Source organism: Antarcticimicrobium luteum (genome assembly GCF_004358185.1).
In the GTDB taxonomy this organism is placed as follows: domain Bacteria; phylum Pseudomonadota; class Alphaproteobacteria; order Rhodobacterales; family Rhodobacteraceae; genus Antarcticimicrobium; species Antarcticimicrobium luteum.
The window spans coordinates 1-18760 of record NZ_SMUV01000032.1; the positions used below are offsets into that span (position 1 = coordinate 1).

Genomic DNA, 18760 nt, shown 5'->3' on the forward strand with positions numbered 1-18760 from the left:
GCTTCGAAGCCATGCTCTGGCTGAAGAAGGGCTTCGGCTTTTCCGGCGTGTGGACCGTAAATGATCAGAACGATCTGCTCGCGCACCTCTTCGGACTACAAAAGGTTAACAAAGCATGAAAACGAGGACGCTCAGTGGATAATTGCGCGCTCCGAAAATGTTTGCGACAAGCCCCTTCTGGGGCTACAACTGACAATCATTCAGGTCGCGGAGGTCGGCGCCGCCGGTGTCGCCATCATCGCAACGACGCTCGGCGCCACGTTTGCCTTCACGCTCTGGTTCGGGCGGCTGATTGGCGTCGAGCGCAAGTTGGCCGAGCTGATCGCGGCAGGCACCTCGATCTGCGGCGCCTCCGCCGTCATCGCCACCAACACGGTCACCCGAGCGCATGACGAAGATGTCGCCTACGCGGTCGCCTGCGTCACGGTGTTCGGCTCGATCGCGATGTTTGCCTACCCGCTGCTGCCCGGCCTCCTGCATCTCGATGCGCACGGCTTCGGCCTGTGGGCGGGGGCATCGATCCACGAAATCGCGCAGGTTGTCGCCGCAGCCTTCCAGGACGGTAAGCAGGCGGGCGAGTTCGGCACGATCGCCAAGCTGACGCGGGTGATGATGCTGGCGCCGATGGTCCTCGCGCTTGGCTTCGCGACGACACACCGGATGAAGTCGAAGGGTCCGGACCATACGCAGGCAAGACCGCCAATGCCGTGGTTCGTGCTGGGTTTCGTCGCGCTGGTCGGATTGAACAGCGCGGTCGCTATCCCGGAAGACGCAAAGGCCTGGATCGCGACCCTGACGACGTTTCTCTTGTCGATGGCGCTGGCCGCGATGGGCCTGGAGACCGATTTTCGCAAGCTCAAGGCCAAGGGTGCGCGCCCGTTCCTTCTGGGACTCGCTGCCTTTCTTTTCATCGCCTCATTTAGTCTAATGCTCGTCAAGCTTGCCGGATGAGAAGACCCACATGACCCTCGAACAACTTCGCATCTTCATCGCGGTGGCGGAACGCGAGCATGTCACGCAGGCGTCGCGTGACCTGAACCTGACGCAATCGGCCACTAGCGCCGCGGTCTCCACGCTTGAGGACCGCCACCAGGCCAAGCTTTTCGACCGGATCGGCCGTCGCATCGTGCTGACTGAAGCCGGCAAGATCTTCCTGTCCGAAGCAAGGGCCGTCGTTGCACGCGCGCAGGCGGCCGAATCCGTGCTGGCCGACCTCTCAGGTCTCAAGCGCGGCAAGCTTACGATTGCAGCCAGTCAGACCGTGGCCAACTACTGGCTGCCGCAACACATTCAGCGCTTTCAGAAGCATCACCCAGGCATCACCGTTACGATGACAATCGGCAACACCGCAACGGTAACGTCCGCCATCCATGACGGCGCAGCCGATCTGGGCCTCATCGAAGGCGACGTTGACGACCCATCGCTGACGATCAGCGCGATAGCCGAAGACGAGATCCTGATCGTCGTCGCGCCTGACCACCCATGGGCCAGCCAGATCCCAAACCCGAAACGTGACTTCCAGCAGGCGTGCTGGGTGTTGCGCGAACCGGGTTCCGGTACGCGCGCAATCTTCGAAGCAGCGTTGCCGGCTCTAGGCGTAGACAAAGCAAGTCTCGATATCGTCCTCGAGCTGCCGTCGAATGAATCGGTGCGCGCGGCGGTACAGGCCGGCGCTGGCGTGACGGCGATGTCGCGGCTCGTTGTGGCCAATGCGCTGGCCGCCGGCACGCTCCGATCGGTCAAGATCGCCTTGCCGCCGCGGCAGTTTTTCCTGCTCGCGCACAAGGAGCGCTACCAAGCCCGCGCGGCCCAGGAGTTTCGTCACATGGTAACAGAACTCTCCGCGGCCGATAATAAGCGATTTTCAACAACTTATCTGGCGGTATGAGAAAGGTGTGGAATGGTACTCCTCCCATTTTGCCCCGCGTTGCAACGACCTGTCTGGCAAGACCATCGATTTTCTGACCGCCAAACATATGAGCTAGAAATTGGTATCGAGCGGCATATTTGAGATGCTGCACAAGTGACGTGTAGTAATCGATTTCACTATCCGTTATGATAGTGATCTGCGCTTCTTTGCATTTCGCCAAGGCTACGTCATTCCACGAAATATTTCTTTTCGCTATAACAATCCGAATCTTGAGCTTGGCCTGCTGCCCGTAAAATTTACGGATAGACTTCCAGACAGGTTCGCGGATGGATTTCATCTTTTTCGATGAGACCCGCCATGTTCTTTCTGCCTGGGCTCTCTTTTCGCGTGCATTCGACGATGATGACGGTTTCATCGCCCTTGGCGAAAACATCGATCTGGCGGGGCGGTAAACCGTCCTCAACGGCGATCAGAAATCTCCGGGCCTTGCTCATTTCCTTGAAGCCCATTTGCGCCAAGATGCTCCAAACCTCGTCTTCGAGCTGTTCGTCGGCGGGCTTGACCCGAGCCATTCGAGTCGATTTGGTATTCGTTCTGACAGCGCGCCATCCGTCTGCGCTCCTCGAGCGCGACCTTCTCCGCGATAAGCTTTTTCGTGGAGCCCGTGTCAGTCTTGTAAAAGTCTTTGCTTTTTCTTCGGCGCAGTTCTGAAGCGATCGCTTCTCCAGAAATGATCGGCCCCGGATGCTGTTCGGACATACCTAAGAATCCCCGCTCCCGCACTCGGCAGTAAAACCGCGGAGTGATCTGCGTGCAAGATGCGCGATCGCATTTGCACACGTGCCTGTTGTCGATTTAGGTTTGAAACCGAGACTCGCGCATTGAGTGTTTTCAATGATTTGCGTGAGACTGAAGTGTAATGCATTACACTTCAAATGAGACGCCAATGAGATTTTATTACACTCCAAATGGGATTGATCGACCGGTCGATCGACCATAATGTCGCCGTATGATTTCATCCCCAGAAGCCCCCGATGATGGTGACCGACATGCCGACGATGTAAGTCCGGAAGAGTTTCTTCGATATCTGCTCCGCGGCAGTGATGGGAAAGTGACAGCTGAGGTAGTCGCGGCTGCGCGTGAGGAGTATGGGATCCCGCGTTCGACGCTGTTTCGGCTCGTTGCGAGGTTTAGAAAGACACAACGCACTTCAAGCCTCAAACCTAGAAAACGCGGCACGCAAGAAGGAATGGTTAGGCTGGATCCCAGAACCGAGCGCATTATCGCCGAACAAGTGGAGGGCTTCTGGCTCAAAAAGGAAAAGCCGAGCTTTGCCGCACTGATGCGGCGCATTGGGGAAGTCTGCCTCACAGAGGGGCTATCACCTCCACATCGTAGCACTGTGCAGCGTAGAGTGTCGGAACTGATCCCGATTGCAGCGGCCCGCAAGCGCGGGGAGCGCGAGATCGAAGCCGCCTCGACACCGAGCCCTGGCCAGCTTTCTGTCGCAAAGCCGAATGCCCTTTGGCAGATCGATCATACTATTGTCGATGTCGTCGTTGTCGATGAACAATATCGCCAACCCATCGGACGGCCAGTGCTGACGATTGCCATCGATGTTTGCACCAGAATGGTCGCGGGTTTCCATTTGTCACTGGCAGCCCCATCGAGAACGTCGGTTGGCCTTTGCCTCCTGCACGCCGTTTACGACAAAGCAGCATGGCTAGACGAACGGGGGATTGATATTCCTTGGCCTGTCGCCGGACTGCCAGCTGTTCTTCATTGCGACAATGGCGCCGAATTCAGATCGCGAGCGCTCGCCGGCGCTTGCAAGGAATATGGCATCAAGCTCCTGTTCAGACCGCCAGCAACGCCCCGCTTCGGCGGACACGTCGAGCGGCTGATCGGAACCATGATGGGAGCTGTTCATCTGCTGCCTGGCACAACGTTCAGCAATGTGAAGATCAGGGGTGACTACGATTCCGAGGGCCGTGCGACCTTTACATTACGCGAACTAGAAAAGTGGATCGCACTGGAAATCGTCGGCAAATACCATCAGCGTATCCACGCCTCACTATTGCGCCCTCCCCTGGCCGTGTGGCGCGAACGGCAAGGTGAAGTCGATTTCGACCTACCGCCAGACCGGATGGCGTTCTGGACCAGCTTTTTGCCTGGTGACCGGCGCCGCTTGCTGAAGGACGGCATTCATCTGGAAAAGATTCGCTACTGGTCGGACGCCCTATCACGTGATGTCGGCCGGGGTGCTGAGCTTGAGATCAAATATGATCCACGAGACCTTTCTCGAATATTCGTTCGCCAGTCCGACGGCCGGTTTGTAGAAGCGCGGTACCGAAATCTCGCATATCCGCCCGTCTCATGGTGGGAATGGAAACATGCCAAGAAAAGGCTTCGAGACCAAGGACGGCGTGAGTTGCAAGAAGATGTTATCTTTGCAGCGATCGCAAAACAAAGGCAGATTGAAGACATTGCCGCATCCTCAAGCGCAAAAGCGCGCCGGAGTGCTGCTCGAAGGCCTACTAAACAGGACCAAAAGGAAAGCGGCCACGTTACGGCTATAGATTTGGCGAAATCGGTTCATTCAGATGACGACACGGAATTTTGGGATTGATGATTGAACTCCCGCATTTGGCGTCTGGCGCCGCGGCACTTGCCAACTCGCCAAACGAAACACGGATTCGTGCCATTCGATCCGATCGTTGGGTCGGCTTTGATCGCGCTCGTCGGGTTCTTCGGCATCTCGATGGGCTTTGCGACCATCCGCCATCAACGCGTCCGCCGGGCCTCGCGATTTATGGCCACAGCGGCATGGGCAAGACGATGCTCGTGGAAAAGTTCAAGCGTAATCATCCGCCAATTATCGATCACAGTACCGGTGTGGAAAGCATGCCGGTCCTGGCAATTACGCTGACATCACGCCCGACAGAACGCAGGATATACGGTCAATTGCTGATGGCCATGGGAGCCAGCATCAATGAACGCCTGACACTCATGGAACTTGAGATCAGGACCGTCCTCCTCCTGAAAAGCAACAATGTTCGTGTTCTGGTATTTGACGAGGTCCACAATCTTCTTGCTGGAACCCCGAGAGAGCAGCGCGTGATCCTGCAGCTGCTGCGATATCTTAGCAATGAGATCAAAGCTTCGCTCGTCTGTCTTGGCGTTTCCGAAGCCCGCGACGCGATTGCCGGCGACACTCAACTGGCACGACGCCTGGATCAGTTTGTACTGCCAAGATGGAAGGCGGATGAGGAATTCCAGGAACTGGTGACGGCGATCCTCCGAAGTCTACCGCTCAAACTTCCGTCCGCATTGTCCAGCCAGAGTTTGCGACACCTTTCCCGCCTCGGCGACGGCATAACCGCTCGCGTATTCGGGATACTGAACGAACTTGCAATCGAGGCGATCCAAGACGGCACAGAGCGGATCACCGATGAAAACATCGAATCCTGGAAGCCCGCTTTGGAAAAAGAGGCAGCATTCGCATAGCCAACGAAACGTTACACCTCAATTGAGACTCAGGCCGCAAAAGTCTCAATTGAAGTGTAACGTTTTTCCAGAAATTGTCCGAGTCCCAGTTTGAAGTGTAAATCGACAAAGACCGCCGAGATGTGAATTGAGAGGGTCGCGCGCGGCGCGGCCCTTTCGTCGTTTCCATGAGCCTTTTTGCGATGGCATCCGGGTTTGTTCTTCGCGTGTGCAGGGCATCCCCTGGCCACTCGTCCGGATTGCGCTCCGGTCAGTTTTGCCAAAGGCAAAACGATCCCGCCGCTCCATCCGTCTGCCCTGCGTCCGGCCAGCCGGTGAAGACGACGCCTCGCGGACCGATTGGGAAACCATCGATGGCGGGAGCGTCAACTTCCACTGGCGGGAGGTCGTTGCACATTGTGGGCACGTCTGGGTGTCTCTCTTCGCCTGAACGCCACCTGCCACCGGGCGGCCCGTCGCCCGGCGACCCGTCTCTCGAAACCTTCCACGCTCGCGACGACTGCGACACCGTCCACAAGAGCAGCCCCGCCCGGCCTTGGCCGGGCGGGGCTGCTTCACCTTTCAACTGGCCGTGGTTCCTCGGTCAGATGCAGATGACATGATGGTCGGCGGTCATCGGGTTTCCGTCATGACGGGCCCCTGCCGGCGGTTGCACCGCCGACACCGCGCTCGCAGGTTCCGGCCGTGCCGGCCTCTGCCCGGAACATGAGGCCTCTGGACGTGCTGAATGGCATACCCCGGCGGTGGTCTCCCGACGGAGCCAACCGGCGGGGTTGCCCTCATGCGCGCCAGAAACCCCGCGATCCGCCCGTCCGGGTGCAGATCGCTGGGGCGGGCGCAGCGCAACGACCGCGCCGCCCGATGACGGCGACCCGTCCGGGCGGACAACCCTGCTGTCAGACCCGCGGCTGTATCACTGCCCCGGATCGCCAGACAGGCGACGGGGAAGCCGAGCTTGAGGCAAACGATCACGGTCGTGCCGATCGGGCGTGGGCGGAACATCGCGTCGGCACGTTGGATGAGAGGGGGGGCGGACCTGGTCATGTCTGACATAACTCGACAGGACCGATGGCGGCTGAGGAGCGGGGTGCACATTTGGGTCTCCCCTCTTTGCTCATAGATGTGGATCGCACGGGGTCGGGCGGTCCGTGCCCTCCGCTCACGCTCCGGCAAGCACAAATACGGCTTCCACGCGGCAAGCGCGCGGACCCTCCGCATTTGAGTTTGCGGACCTCCCTTGTCCCCCGTGCCGGTCGATCCCCATCGCAAAAAGGAGATACCCAAATGACCAACCACTACGTCGCCACCGTTCCCGTCAAGTTCACCGACAACGAAGGTCAGGAGCGCACCCGCTTCCAGCGCGTCGGCGCGATGTTCCGCAACACCCGCAACGGGGACGGCTCAGAGTTCTTCAGCCTCAAGCTCGACTTCCCCGTCGCGGTCCAGGAGCTGGTGATGTTCCCGCCGAGCTCCAAGGAACCGCAGGACTAATCCTCCCACGAGGATGGGCCGCCCACGGGCGGCCCTTTCCCTGTCTCAGGGAAGGCTGCGCCAAGACCGGGAACCCCTGCCTTCGGCCGGTGTGCCCGGGAAGGTGTCAGGACCGTGCGCGGTCCTGACAGGGGATTTGAGAGATCGCCTGGAACAGGTCTGCCGGCCAGCCTCAAGGGGGCCATCCGGAATAACAGTCGGGCTGAAGCCCGCCGGTTTTTCCGGCAGAGATTTGGGCCGAGCCAAATCTGGCCTCCCTTGACCCTGTCCGTCAGCCCCGTCGGTGAGAAGATGCGCCGCTCCTCGCTTCCGTCCGAACACATGCGTGTTCGGCCAGACCCTCGGGCGCGGGCATGACAACGGGCGGCCGAGGTGCGGTTGGAGATGGTCGGTGTTGCTGGGCCCTTCGGGCCGGGCCTCGCACCTGCGGTGCTCGGCTCAAAGCGGAATTCAAGGTCGCCTGGGGGCAATCTACAATAATATTGCATTGACCGTAACATATAGTTTCGTATGATAGGGGCGACCTCGAATGAAGGTGGCAGGAAATAGGGGGGCTTTCTTCCGCATGACCCGGACCAGGAGACTGACAGAGACGGAGCGCGCGGAGATCGTCCGTGAGGCCGCGGACGGGGTCTCGACGTCGGAGCTGGCGGCACGGTTCGGCGTCACGGCTCGAGCGGTGCGCTACACCCTGAAAGCGGATGCGGATCGCCAACGCGACGCGGCCGTGGCGACGGCCGCGGTGACGGTGAAACTGACACCAGAAGAGCTTGCTGCGCTGGATGAGGTGCTGTCCGCGGCGGGGATCGAGACCCGCACGGAGGGAGTCCGGCGGCTGATCCAGGCGGCGGGGGGAACCTTCGTTCCGGACGCGAATCTGGCGGCTGAAATGGCGCGCTACCGGGCCTCCTTGCACGAGGTCGGCAACGGCGTCGTGCAGGTCGCCAAGCAGATGATGAAAGCCAGCCGGGCGGGGCAGGTGGAAGGCTCCGCAGCGAACGCGGAGTTGTCCGAATTGCGCCTCGCGCAGATGCGTGGGCTGGCGCGGTTCATCCTTGATTCCGCTGACGAGATCGATCTGCTGCTGCGCCGTCGTCGGGACGCGATGCAGCTCTCCGCGACCGCCGCGCTGAGGGAGTTTGCCCATGCGGCTGAATGATGCCGTCCATGACGTCACCGGAGAGATCTTCCGGGATGGCTGGAGCCGCATTCGGGGCTCGATGCAGGGGCTGCAGGCCTCCCGGCAGAGGCAGCTCGTGCGGGCGGCGGCGGGGCATCGCGCGGCGGTCTTCAAGGCGATCCGGGGCGGGGGTACGCATACCAAATCGCAGCTGATGAACCAGCTCGATTACCTGGCCACCAAGTCCTCGCATATCGTGGACAGCAGCGGGTTCCTGGACGGGAAGACGAGGCTTGAGACACGCGAGATCAAGGACCTCACGGAGCGGTTCGCCAAGCGCTGGAGCGCGGGGTTCAAGCCAAAGCTCGGACAGACGACGCATATGCTCATGTCCTATCCGATCGGCACCCGGGGCGAGGACGTGCGCGATATCACCGCCAATGTCGCGGAGCGGTTCTTCCAGTCCGATGAAGGGCATTTCGACTACATCATCGCGGTGCATGAGGACCGCGATCACCCCCACGCACATATAGTCTTGAACCGTCGATCTCAGGAGGGTGAGTTCTTCTTCCTGGGTCGGGATCACCGCTTCAACTACGACGATTTCCGCCTCGCGATGGTCGAGGAGGCCGAGAGGTTTGGCGTGCGCCTCGAGGCGACGCGGCGGCTCGATCGGGGCGTCGTGCATTATCCGCCGCGCACCCGCGAGGTCTATGCGGCCAAGGTTGAGGGGCGGGCCCCGGAGCCACGGCCGCGGGTCGGAGCAGACTTGGATCGCGCTCTGGAAGAGATCGCAAACACCCAGATCATCTATCATTCACTTGCCGCCGAGGCCTCCGCGGACAACCGTGAAGACATCGCCGATGCGCTGTTCCGCTCGGGAGAGCTACTGGCCAAGGGCGGCAAGCTGACTTTGGAAGGAGGCGTCTACATGGCAGAAGAGCAATCGTTCGAGGATCTGCGGACCCGCTATGCCGATCAGGTCGCGCGCGTCCAGGGCATGATTGATGCGAAGCCGGAGGCCGAACGGCCGAGACTCGAGCGGAGCCTCAACGAGATTCAGACCCGGCTTGCGCATATGCAGCCGCTGGGGCTGCGCTCCATGACATTGACCGAGAAGCCCTCGGAGGGCGGGGTTTATTCCGAGACCAATATCGATGCGGCCCGGCTCGACCGGTTGCGCGACCCCGAGGTGCGGGCGCAGGTCGACACCGCGCTGCGCGGGACCGGGATCAGCTCTTCGGTGGTGGTCGCGCGGATGGAGACGGGCGCGCAGAACGCGGCGCTCGAGCGGCAATGGATCGCCGACGATCTGGCGCGGGTGGCCGAGAAGGACGGCCTCAACCTCGAGCGTCGCGCGGATCTGGAGACGGCGCGCGAGACCCTCAACCGGGCCCATGTCCAGCTCGGCGTCGCACTGGAGCGGGCAGGGGTCTTGCGTGAGGACGGTGTCGTGGAAGATCGCACTGTCATGGAGAGGGTCCACTATCACCGGGACGCCACGGAGGCCATGGAGCGCGCGATCCGCCAGGACATGCGCGCGGAAGGGCTGACCGAGGACCAGATCGAGGCGCGGGAGTGGGAGATCGCCTCCCGGGCGGAGCGACGTATCGAAGAAGAGCAGCGCGCCTATCTCGAAGCACATCCTGAACTGCTCGCGCGCCCGGGCGACGTGATCGACCGGTCCGAGCCCTACCGGGAGCGGATCACCGACGAGGCCCGGGCCCGTGAGATCACCCGCGAGGTTGACCGGATCATGGAGGGGCGCGACGCGCGGACACCGGTTGCGGATGCCGTCACAGACGCGTTCCGCGACCGTTACCCGGACATGCCGTCGCATCTCGCCCGTGGGCTTGGCGCGACCTATGCGGCCGTCACCGATCTGCGCGACACCGAGGTCCTCAACCAGGTCCGCCGCGAAAACGAGTTGCGGGAGGTGGCGCTCGACCTGCGCGACGGGCGACTTTCGGACGCGCGCGAGGGGGACGCTGTCGAGGGCGCGCCAATTGCCGATCCGGACATCCGGCGGGTCGTCGACCATGAACGGGCCGGCAATCTGCAGTCGCCGTTCCAGGACGACGGTCAGCGTTTGAGTTACCGCGACGCCGTCGAGCGCGAGCTCGATGCGGCGCAGATCGAACGCCTACGAGACGGGGATGTCGACGTGCTGAAGACCCAGATCGAAGACCGTCTCGACCGGCTCTACGCCGCCAAGATCTACCTGCAGTCGGATGCGGCCACCGCCAACAGCGAGGCGACCCGCGCCGTGGTCGAGGAGATCGCCGACCGCGAGTTCGAGCTCCACCGCGCCGATCTTGTCGATGGTGAGACCGAGCGCGGGGAGACCCACTGATGGGAGGGGTGGGGAAGGGCCGCCTCGCCGTCGGCGTGGTGATGGTCACGCTCGTCGCCATCGCGATCGGCTATGTCATCGCCTCGGCCGTGGTGACGTTCCGGGACCTGGGTTTCCGGGCCGAGATCGACTTCTTCTATATCGCCCAGAATTACCGCGCCATCGGGGCCGTCCGCCCCGATGATTTTCGCCTGATCAACCTGATCATGGGCGGGGCCGGGGTGGCGGGCCTCATGATGAGCCTGGCGATGTCGGGCTCGGCCCTCACCCGCTTCGGCTACACCCATTGGCAGACCCGGAGGGAGATGAAGCGGAACGGCTTCTTCGGCGCGCCCGGCACCGGCTTTGTCATCGGCAAGCTGGGGAAGCCCGGATCCCGCGCACCGTTCCTCTGCTCCCGGACCTTCCCGCACGCTCTCATCGTGGCACCGACCGGGCGGGGCAAGACCACCGGCTTCGTCATCCCGAACCTCCTGACCTGGCAGGGCTCGGCGGTGGTGCTCGACGTGAAGGGCGAATGCTTCGAGGCCTCGGCCCGCCACCGGGCGGCGCAGGGTGACGAGGTGTTCCGGTTCGCGCCCACGGATTGGGAGGACAGGCGCACGCATCGCTACAATCCGCTCCTGCGCATCTACGAGCTCAAGGACCCGGCCCGCCAGCAGATGGAGCTGCAGCTCCTGGCCACGCTCTTCCTGCAGAACGACAACGACCGGGTGCAGGGGCTCCTCAAAGGAGGGATCGATCTCTTCGTCGCGGCCGGGCTACTCGCGTTCCAACGCCGAAGGCCGACGCTCGGCGAGATATACCGCATCGCCGCCTCGGGCGGGCAGAAGCAGAAGGAATATCTCGCGCGCGCCCATGAGGTCCAAAACGCCGCGGCGCGGCTGATATTCACGCGGCTGGCCTCGACCAACAACGACACGCTGACCTCTTATGTCTCGCTCCTGATGACCTCGGGCCTCGACCAGTGGCAGAACCCGGCGATCGACGATGCGACGGCGACCTCGGACTTCGACTTCCGGACGATCCGCAAGAAACCCTTCAGCGTCTACCTCGTCGTCCAGCCCCTCATGGTGAAACCGCTGGCGCCGCTGATCCGGCTCTTCTTCTCGGACCTGCTATCCGCGCTTCAGGACAAGGAGCCGGGGCCGGACGAGCCCTGGCCGGTGATGATCATGCTCGACGAGTTCAACCGGCTCGGAAAGATGCCAATCGTGGCCGAGAGTATCGAGGTGCTGCGCGCCTATCGCGGGCATCTCGCGGTGGTGACCCAGACCATCCCGGCCATCGATGAAATCTACGGCGAAAACACGCGGCGGGCGCTGCAGGGCAATGCCGGCATCAAGCTCTACCTGACGCCCTCTGACGAAAAGACCGTCGAGGAGCTGAGCAAGGCCGTGGGCAAGACCACCAAAACCGTGGTCACACGTTCCCGCGCGGTCGGCAAGAACCCGTTCGAGGGCCGCAGCCAGTCCGAGCGGACGGAGGAGGTCGCGCTCCTGCCGGAAGATGAGGCGCGACGTCTGCCGCTTGATGAGATCGTGGTGGTCGTGGACGCGCAGATGCCGGTCCGGGCGAAGCGGGTCGTTTACTACGAGGATCCGTTTTTCAAAGGCATCCACGCGGCGCAGGAGGGGGATCTGCCGTTTCCGAAGGGGCCGGTCCCTCCGATGGGGGAATTGCCCCTGAGTGTCCGGGCGATGCCATCGGCTCCGCGTGGGTCAGGTCTCTCGGAACGCGATTTCGAGGCCAGGATGGGGCTAACAGAATCCGGAAGCAATGCACCCATTGAGCCCGGTCCGGCTCAAGCGCCTCGGCGCGGTCGTGCCGCAGTCCTCGCGGACGATCAGCGGCAGTTTGAGATGGATTTCGGGCGGCAAGCAGATCTGGAGGTGGAGGCTGCGACAGAAGACGACGTCGTCCGGGTACAGAACGCCGTGAGTGATCTGGAGCGGTTGGAGGCGGAGATGTCCGGTTCGGAAGAAAACGTCAGCGAGACGGGCGAGAAATTCGGGCTTGGCTAAGCCGACATGCGGGTGACACGAAAGAATGCCGCGATGGCGTCTTGTGGCCGCGCCCTTGTGCTGACCATTGTCACGGGTGAAGAAAACCAGGGTCGTCGCGCTCTTGCCGAGGGGCTCGCTCAATCGTCGCAGGGTCGATCTCCCGCATCGTCAACTGAGCGTTCACCCTACGCGCCGCGGGGCCCGCACGGAACCACTTCGCGGCGGAAGCCAGGTTAAAGCGCGGACGACGCTGCCCCTTCGCCGGCTTTGAGGCTTCCATCAGCACCTCGACCATCTCATCGATGCGGTAGAGGCCGCCGGCAACGGGAAGGGGCATCTTGCGCTGCTGGAGCGCCTGTCGTTTAACCTCAAGTTTCTCGGCGACATCCGCGAGAGACACCAAGTCGGGACGGACCTCACGCAGGACAGTGCCCTGCGGCAGCGCCTTGATCAGCGCCCGCGCCGCTTCAAGGATCGCGCTCTCGGCCTCATCGCCCTCAAGCTCCAGTTCCACTCCCAGCAGACCGGCATTGCCGGTGCCCACGAGGGCATCTTCAAAACCCGCCTCGAAGACCGCGTCAGAGAGCGCAAACGCATCGTGCTCCCCGCCGGGGAGTGCAAAGACCAGTTCGAATTCGAATTCTTCAGCCATCGGCATTACCTTCGTCGTTCTTCCGAAGCTTCACGCAGGCCAGAGCCTTCTGTCGGATCTTCTTTGCGAACTGTTGCGGGTTCTTCGGGGTCGACCAGACAGACATCTGACAAAACTCGCCACAGCGGCAATCCTTATCGTTGGCCGGGCATCGGAGGATCCCCCACGCGTGCCCCTTGCCCTCAATAAGGTCCCATCCCAGCTCTTCGAGCTCTTGGATGACGGCCTCGATTTCTTTTGATGTGTGCTTCTTCCTTGGCACCTTAGATACTCCACTCTCTTAAATTGTCAAGTGACAAGTTAATGGTTCGGCAAAAATATCGCTACAAATCGTCGCCCGCCACGCGCACTCCCCCATGGAAAGCGTGCCGTCAAATGCTTTGATGTGAGAAGGGGATACAGGATAGCTGTCTCAGACAGCAACACCGGCGCCGATGCCGTTGCGCCTGATCCTATAGCAGTGTGCCGACCCCAGACCGGGCACGATGCCACCAACGCAAAACCATTCATGCTGTTTGTCACGGTCCCAGCAGGCAGCAAAGACCTTTGCGCGCCAAAGGCTTGCATGTGGTTTGCCGCCTTAGGACCCACGGTCGCGGAACGCGACCGTGGGTTGACTAAGTCGTAACAAGGCACGGAGTGCAGTCCCCCTTCCGATCGGGGGTAATATGCGAAAAGATTAGCAGAAGAGCTGTCTCCGGTTAAGAGAAAGTGTAGGTTAACCGTCTTTTTCCGTCGCACCGAATAACCGTCCGACTGCCGCCGAAAAGGCTGTGCTGACCAGACATTCCTTCACCTCTGGCTGCTCGAGGTGTCGGATCACTTTGGGTCGAACCGTCGACTTTCCCAGTTGTCCGCCGCTAAAAGTCCAGGACAGGACGAGTTTGTGCCGGTCGAGCAATTCGATGACGGATTTACTGACGGCGTTCTCCTGCTTCCTGTCGTAATGCATGAGTGCCCGTGTGCGATTGATCAAGGCCGTGAGGTCGATCGAGGCCGCCGGCGTGTGCAGGCAGTTGAAATGCGCCAGATCGTTCCGTGTCCGAACGTTGGCGCCGCGAACACCCGGCATGTCGATATTGAAAACCATGGCCAGTTTGGCAAGGATATCCTGCATCTCCGGAGTATCCCGTGTCGATCGGAGTGCCGCGAGGATCTGTCCGGTTCTGACGGCATGCCATCCTCGTCGATCGTCAAAGGCGTCTTGGGGCGTGGTCCCCGCCAGGTGAATGAGGGCGAGGGTCGTGAAATAGAGGTCTCGCTCCCACTGTCCGGCGAAATCCAGCAAGCGCGCCAGGACGTCTATGAGGATGCCATGGAGCCGCAGATGGTCACGGAGTTCGGCGTGATCCGAAAGGTGCCGTCCCCTCTCAATCCGGTTGAGGAGCGCTCGATATTCGTCGTGCTTCGCTCCCGACAATGCTTTGCCGTTCGAAACCCATTCGGCGTGAAGTGCCGAGCGTCGATCCTGCGCCAGGGCCAGGTCTGCTCTCAAGGACTTGATCTCGTGAAATTGGTCGCGTGTGACAGGATTCTGAGCGAAATCGGTGGTGAACAGGTGGTGGTCTCCAAATCGAAAGAACTCGCGTAGCCCTCGTGTCTCAAAAGCTAATTCAGTACCCTCGGTTGCGCCCGAGTAAAGGCCGGTCTTCAAGAGTATCGACCGCATTTCGTCTGGGCGCAATCCCGACGCTGCTCCTGCGAATTTGGCATCATGCATCACACGGTAGAGGTCCAGGGTACGCTGAAGGCCCTCAATCAGGCCGGTGTCGATCTGTCCTCCGTCCCGGAAGCGCCCGACCTGATGTGCAAGCCGCGTTGTGGTGTCGACGGGAACGAGGTGTAGAATAAAGTAGAGAATGGGTTCCCAAGCCTGAAACGTCTGGGCCGATGACGGTGGCGGGCAAAATGCTGCGTCCGTCTTCGACGCGCCTGTCGGTTTGCGCGTTTGAAAGCCGGAAAGGAGCCACCCCAGATCAGCTTCCTTCAGATAAATTTCGAAGAGCTGGGCGACCACGTCGCACCTGAGGTCGTCGAGATGCTTCGAAGCGGCCCGTTTGGTTTGTTTCCGGGCATCGGTCTGACGTAGCTCCCGTGTGACCGCAGCCGTGAGCCGCGAGAAGAAGCTCTCGAGGGTGTCGCCTTGCGTGATCTTGAACTTGCCGATCGTACGCGCATTGACCGTGTCATCTCGTGTGACCCTGCGTGCTTCAACTGACGCTCGCGTCACTGCACGGTCGACGCAATCGCGCAGCCGCTCTGTCTCCAGGACTTGCAGCCAGTCTCCGAAGGCGCGATCGTAGATAAGGCCGAGGCAGACACGCTGGCACTCGGCCGCCACAGGTTCGCCGACCGCTTTCGGGGCAGGGAGGGTCAGGCGGTACCTGTCAATTGTCCAGGCGACGGATGCCCGACGAAGGATCCTCCCGAACGCGGGCAGCTCCAAGAACACGGCGGGTGTCCTGGCTATCGAGGAGACGAACCCCTCCATCTCTTGCCTGCTAAAATAGGCCGGAGCGTTACTGGCCCTTATCGTTTGGACTAACCGTGTGTTGCGGTCTTTAGTGTCGTCGCGCCAGATATGGTCAAGAACGGTCCTGGTGTCCGCATCTGCGATACCATCAAGCCCTCGCAGGCTGGCCAGAAACGCTTCCAGACCGACAAAATGGAATGCGTTGTTTCTGAGCTGACCGAGCCCGCGAAGCGCAAGGTCGAGCACTTGCCGTTTCCTCTCGAGTGGCAGTGACGTCAGAAGGTCGGATCGGTTGCCGAAAAGCAGCTTGGCCTTTCGATCGAACGCGGTGTCGGTGATATTGGTGACGGCCTCGGAGAGTTGTTTTGCCCCTAACACGTCGCGGGGAATGGCCCTTTCGGGATCGGCCCAATCGGTCGCGGTGCGAGCGGCCCGTGCGAGGATGCCACGCCATATTCGTACGAACGCCTCGTTTCGCTTGATTTCTGTCTGGCCCGCTGACAGCCAGAAGCGGCTGCTGTCAGTTTGCGATGGCCAGTGATCCAATACGTTGGATGTGTGGCTCGGACCGTTCTCAGCTGTGGACTCGTAATGTATCACGCGACCGAGCCGGATCAACGCCGCAACCTCGCGATTGAGGCGTTTGCTTTCCACCAGCGAGACCAACTGGTCGCCGGAACTGGGCAGTTTCTTCGACAGATACCTCTGGTCGCCTTTCAGAATGTCCGAATAGCTGCGTCGGACCTGCTCGTGCAGCTGGTATAGACTTTCGGGTAGGCGATCTCCGTCGGAGATGTGCAAGACCTCGCGTCGAAGCCTCGTCAGGTGTTCGGCGAGGGTGGCCGCACAGATGCGGCGCAGCTTAGCGTGCCTTTCTCCGAAGTGTTTTTCCAAGCGTTCCAGCATCGTGGCGGCTACGTCGCCGGCCTCGAGATATATCGCGCCGTCGCTTGCGTCCCAGGGAGGGGAAAGACGACCGCCGCCAGGTGCAGTTCTCGCCGGAACGCTTTTGGCGATACTCTCCGATCGTTCAGGGATCAGACCGGACCGGCGAGGTCCATGTTCCGGATGCGTTCTCGAGGCGTTCTCATAGAGGTGCGCATAGATCATGTTGGCGACGGTGGCCGGGTCGAACTCGGCGATATCGACACCGCCGGCCAGTGACCGATACCAATGGCCATAGGGATTGCGTGGGGTGTTCGCGTCGGTTTCATTCCCGTAGGGATGGATCCGCGCCCACCATTGCCTCTCGAACCTCTTGAGGCGTTTTTCTGGTGCGTCGAGCAGGCCTCTTTCTACGATCAGATCCCAGGCGGCCTTGCCGAGGCCGTTCCGGAGCGACCACTGCGTCTCGCTCGGAAGGCCGTCGCCGTGGGGGCGGGTGATGACCTTGTCAATGCAGGATACCCATTGAGCGATGACCAGTTTCGGATGCCGGGTGGCGAACTCTTTGGGTTCAAGGGGCTCACAAGGAAAGGAGTCCGAGTGCACATATCTCCGGATCCGACCCTCCTTGTCAAAATGCGTCTCGGAGGTGCCGTGCGGCTTCACTATTCGCATGTTTCCTCCCTCACTTACCCTATAGTCCAAGCCTACAATTGGATGGCCCATCAGAGAAGCTTGTGTCTTGATGGCTTTGTAGTGGACATTTGGGGCATTTGCCGCTATATGTGGACAAAAGGATACGCCATGCTCAATGCGATCAAAATCGACGACACCCCTCCGCGGCTACCTTCGGGAAGCACCTATGGTGAGGATGAATTGCGTGCCATGCAGCGAGCCATGGTCAACATTTTTGACCGGTGGCGCGTCAGCGACGTCGACGCCTCGACAGTCCTTGGCGGTATTTCCGCGAAGACGTTCCGGCGGTGGAAGGACGGAGAGTTTGGCCGTGTGAACCGGGATCTGGCCGATCGCATGTCGAACCTGCTCGGGATTCACAAGGCGCTCCGGATCATCTTCTCGGACCCGCAAACGGGTTATGCATGGGTCACGACCGCGAATGATGCGTTGGCCGGCAGGTCCCCTCTCGAGATCATGAAGGGGGGCGGCATGGAGGATGTCGTTCGGATCCGACGCTACCTGGACTCGGTGCGAGGCGGCTGGTGACGCCGCCGACTTCCCGGGTTTCCTGGCCGGAAACCCATCGGATGGTCATGTCACACTACCCGCCGATAGACCTTTATGACGACGTTGCCGACCCGCGGGACTGGGAGGCGCTCGCGCGGGCCCAGTCCCGCACCAATCCGCGCATCTACGAAGAGATCGGTGACCTCTCGCTCGTTCCCGTCGAACGCCGTCTGTCGGGCGAGGGGGCATCTTGGGTCATGGCCGCCTTCACGCACGTCTCGCCGCTCCGAAGGTCACGTTTCAGTGATGGGACATTCGGCGTTTACTATGCGGCCGATACGCTGGAGACGGCACTCCATGAGCATACGTTCCATATGGCGCGGTTTTACTCGGCGTCGCGGACGCCAGTCGGATGGCGCTCTCAGGTCCGCCAACTCGTCGGTTCAATCGATGCGGAACTGACAGACCTGCGCCGTCCCGGATATGACGATATCCTGAATCCTGACATCGCGACCTATGCCGTGTCCCAGTCTTTCGCGACCAAGGCGAGGGAGGGCGGGTCGAACGGTATCGTGTATCCAAGCCTTCGAAACCGGACGGGCGAATGCTTTGGTGCGTTCTATCCCGACGTGGTCAGCCGCCCCAAACAAGCCGATCATTTTCGTTACCACTGGAATGGGACATCCGTTGACTTCGTGCAGAAGATCACGGGGTCCAAAGCAATGTACAGACTGGAATGACGTTTGCCGGAATGAATGTGAAGCCCGATAGGCGACCATTGAGGTGAGCAATCTCGGAGTCATTGGCTTGCTCGCTCTGTGCCTGGCACCGGTCCCAATCGTCGTCGCGATCGGATGTGTGTTGCGGGCACGCGACGATGCAAGACTGATCGCATGGTTGGCGCCCGCGATCGCCGAGGCACCGATCTTTTGCGAACAGATCGAGATCTCTCACGGTCAAAGCCACTATCTGGAACGTCACGGCCCCATGTTGCGCCGCTGCGACGTCTTGGAAAGGGCGCGAACCGGAGATCTCGAAAATGTAGGATTGAAAGGCAGACCTGTTTCCTCTGCGCGCTGGTTTCGGCACTCCGACCTCTTGAGAGCTGTTGTCTCTGCGACCGAGCACTGGCTGTCAACGGCGGAGTAAAATTCGGCCATTGTGGCGGAGCAAAAGTCGGCCAGTTTGGGGCGAGCGCCTTGGAGCGTGCGGCCCTCA

14 protein-coding genes and 1 pseudogene are annotated in these 18760 nt (G+C 61.0%); 11 read left to right on the top strand and 4 right to left on the bottom strand.

Going from position 1 to position 18760, the window contains the following annotated elements; translation table 11 throughout:
- The 3 genes and pseudogenes from E1832_RS01035 to E1832_RS01045 form a co-directional block, all read left to right on the top strand.
- Window positions 1-119 (top strand): annotated as a pseudogene (locus tag E1832_RS01035) (IS6 family transposase); the annotation flags it as partial.
- Window positions 64-951 (top strand): YeiH family protein, encoded by an 888-nt coding sequence (locus E1832_RS01040; protein WP_245513741.1) that lies wholly within the window; start codon window positions 64-66, stop codon window positions 949-951. The pseudogene E1832_RS01035 and the gene E1832_RS01040, both read left to right, overlap by 56 nt.
- A gap of 10 nt (window positions 952-961) precedes the next feature.
- Window positions 962-1888, top strand: coding sequence for a LysR family transcriptional regulator (locus E1832_RS01045; protein WP_127601224.1), 927 nt, complete (start codon window positions 962-964; stop codon window positions 1886-1888).
- A gap of 278 nt (window positions 1889-2166) precedes the next feature.
- Here the strand turns inward: E1832_RS01045 and E1832_RS01050 are convergent, their stop codons facing one another.
- A complete protein-coding gene (locus E1832_RS01050; RefSeq protein WP_035228767.1) occupies window positions 2167-2442 on the bottom strand; it encodes a hypothetical protein in 276 nt (91 codons plus the stop codon).
- A 437-nt stretch (window positions 2443-2879) separates the two neighbouring features.
- On the opposite strand from E1832_RS01050, the gene E1832_RS01055 reads away from it, so the two are divergent.
- The 6 genes from E1832_RS01055 (at window position 2880) to E1832_RS01080 (ending at window position 12365) form a co-directional block, all read left to right on the top strand.
- A complete protein-coding gene (locus E1832_RS01055) occupies window positions 2880-4499 on the top strand; it encodes a Mu transposase C-terminal domain-containing protein (RefSeq protein ID WP_127601218.1) in 1620 nt (539 codons plus the stop codon).
- Window positions 4499-5377 carry a TniB family NTP-binding protein gene (locus tag E1832_RS01060; RefSeq protein WP_238720040.1) on the top strand — a complete coding sequence of 293 codons (879 nt, stop codon included), beginning with the start codon at window positions 4499-4501 and terminating at the stop codon, window positions 5375-5377. The genes E1832_RS01055 and E1832_RS01060 overlap by 1 nt, the downstream gene beginning before the upstream one ends.
- Before the next feature lie 1284 nt (window positions 5378-6661).
- Window positions 6662-6868 carry a hypothetical protein gene (locus E1832_RS01065; protein WP_133357907.1) on the top strand — a complete coding sequence of 69 codons (207 nt, stop codon included), beginning with the start codon at window positions 6662-6664 and terminating at the stop codon, window positions 6866-6868.
- Window positions 6869-7433: 565 nt separating this feature from the next.
- Window positions 7434-8027: a helix-turn-helix domain-containing protein gene (locus E1832_RS01070; RefSeq protein ID WP_133357908.1), complete on the top strand. Its 594-nt coding sequence runs from the start codon at window positions 7434-7436 to the stop codon at window positions 8025-8027.
- Window positions 8014-10341 carry a relaxase/mobilization nuclease domain-containing protein gene (locus E1832_RS01075; protein WP_133357909.1) on the top strand — a complete coding sequence of 776 codons (2328 nt, stop codon included), beginning with the start codon at window positions 8014-8016 and terminating at the stop codon, window positions 10339-10341. The genes E1832_RS01070 and E1832_RS01075 overlap by 14 nt, the downstream gene beginning before the upstream one ends.
- A gap of 8 nt (window positions 10342-10349) precedes the next feature.
- A complete protein-coding gene (locus tag E1832_RS01080) occupies window positions 10350-12365 on the top strand; it encodes a type IV secretory system conjugative DNA transfer family protein (protein WP_133357914.1) in 2016 nt (671 codons plus the stop codon).
- A gap of 70 nt (window positions 12366-12435) precedes the next feature.
- On the opposite strand, the gene E1832_RS01085 is transcribed toward E1832_RS01080, so the two are convergent.
- From E1832_RS01085 to cas13a, 3 genes are all read right to left on the bottom strand, one after another.
- Complete coding sequence (locus E1832_RS01085) at window positions 12436-12999, bottom strand: hypothetical protein (protein WP_133357910.1); 564 nt, start codon at window positions 12997-12999, stop codon at window positions 12436-12438.
- Window positions 12992-13261, bottom strand: a complete 270-nt coding sequence (locus tag E1832_RS01090; RefSeq protein ID WP_133357911.1) for a hypothetical protein — start codon at window positions 13259-13261, stop codon at window positions 12992-12994. Before E1832_RS01090 ends, E1832_RS01085 begins: the two co-directional genes overlap by 8 nt.
- Before the next feature lie 456 nt (window positions 13262-13717).
- Complete coding sequence (gene cas13a / locus E1832_RS01095) at window positions 13718-17032, bottom strand: type VI-A CRISPR-associated RNA-guided ribonuclease Cas13a (RefSeq protein ID WP_133357912.1); 3315 nt, start codon at window positions 17030-17032, stop codon at window positions 13718-13720.
- A 129-nt stretch (window positions 17033-17161) separates the two neighbouring features.
- On the opposite strand from cas13a, the gene E1832_RS01100 reads away from it, so the two are divergent.
- Window positions 17162-17581 carry an MbcA/ParS/Xre antitoxin family protein gene (locus E1832_RS01100; protein WP_245513739.1) on the top strand — a complete coding sequence of 140 codons (420 nt, stop codon included), beginning with the start codon at window positions 17162-17164 and terminating at the stop codon, window positions 17579-17581.
- Window positions 17582-17628: 47 nt separating this feature from the next.
- A complete protein-coding gene (locus E1832_RS01105; protein WP_245513740.1) occupies window positions 17629-18282 on the top strand; it encodes an RES family NAD+ phosphorylase in 654 nt (217 codons plus the stop codon).
- The last annotated feature ends 478 nt before the right edge of the window (window positions 18283-18760 follow it).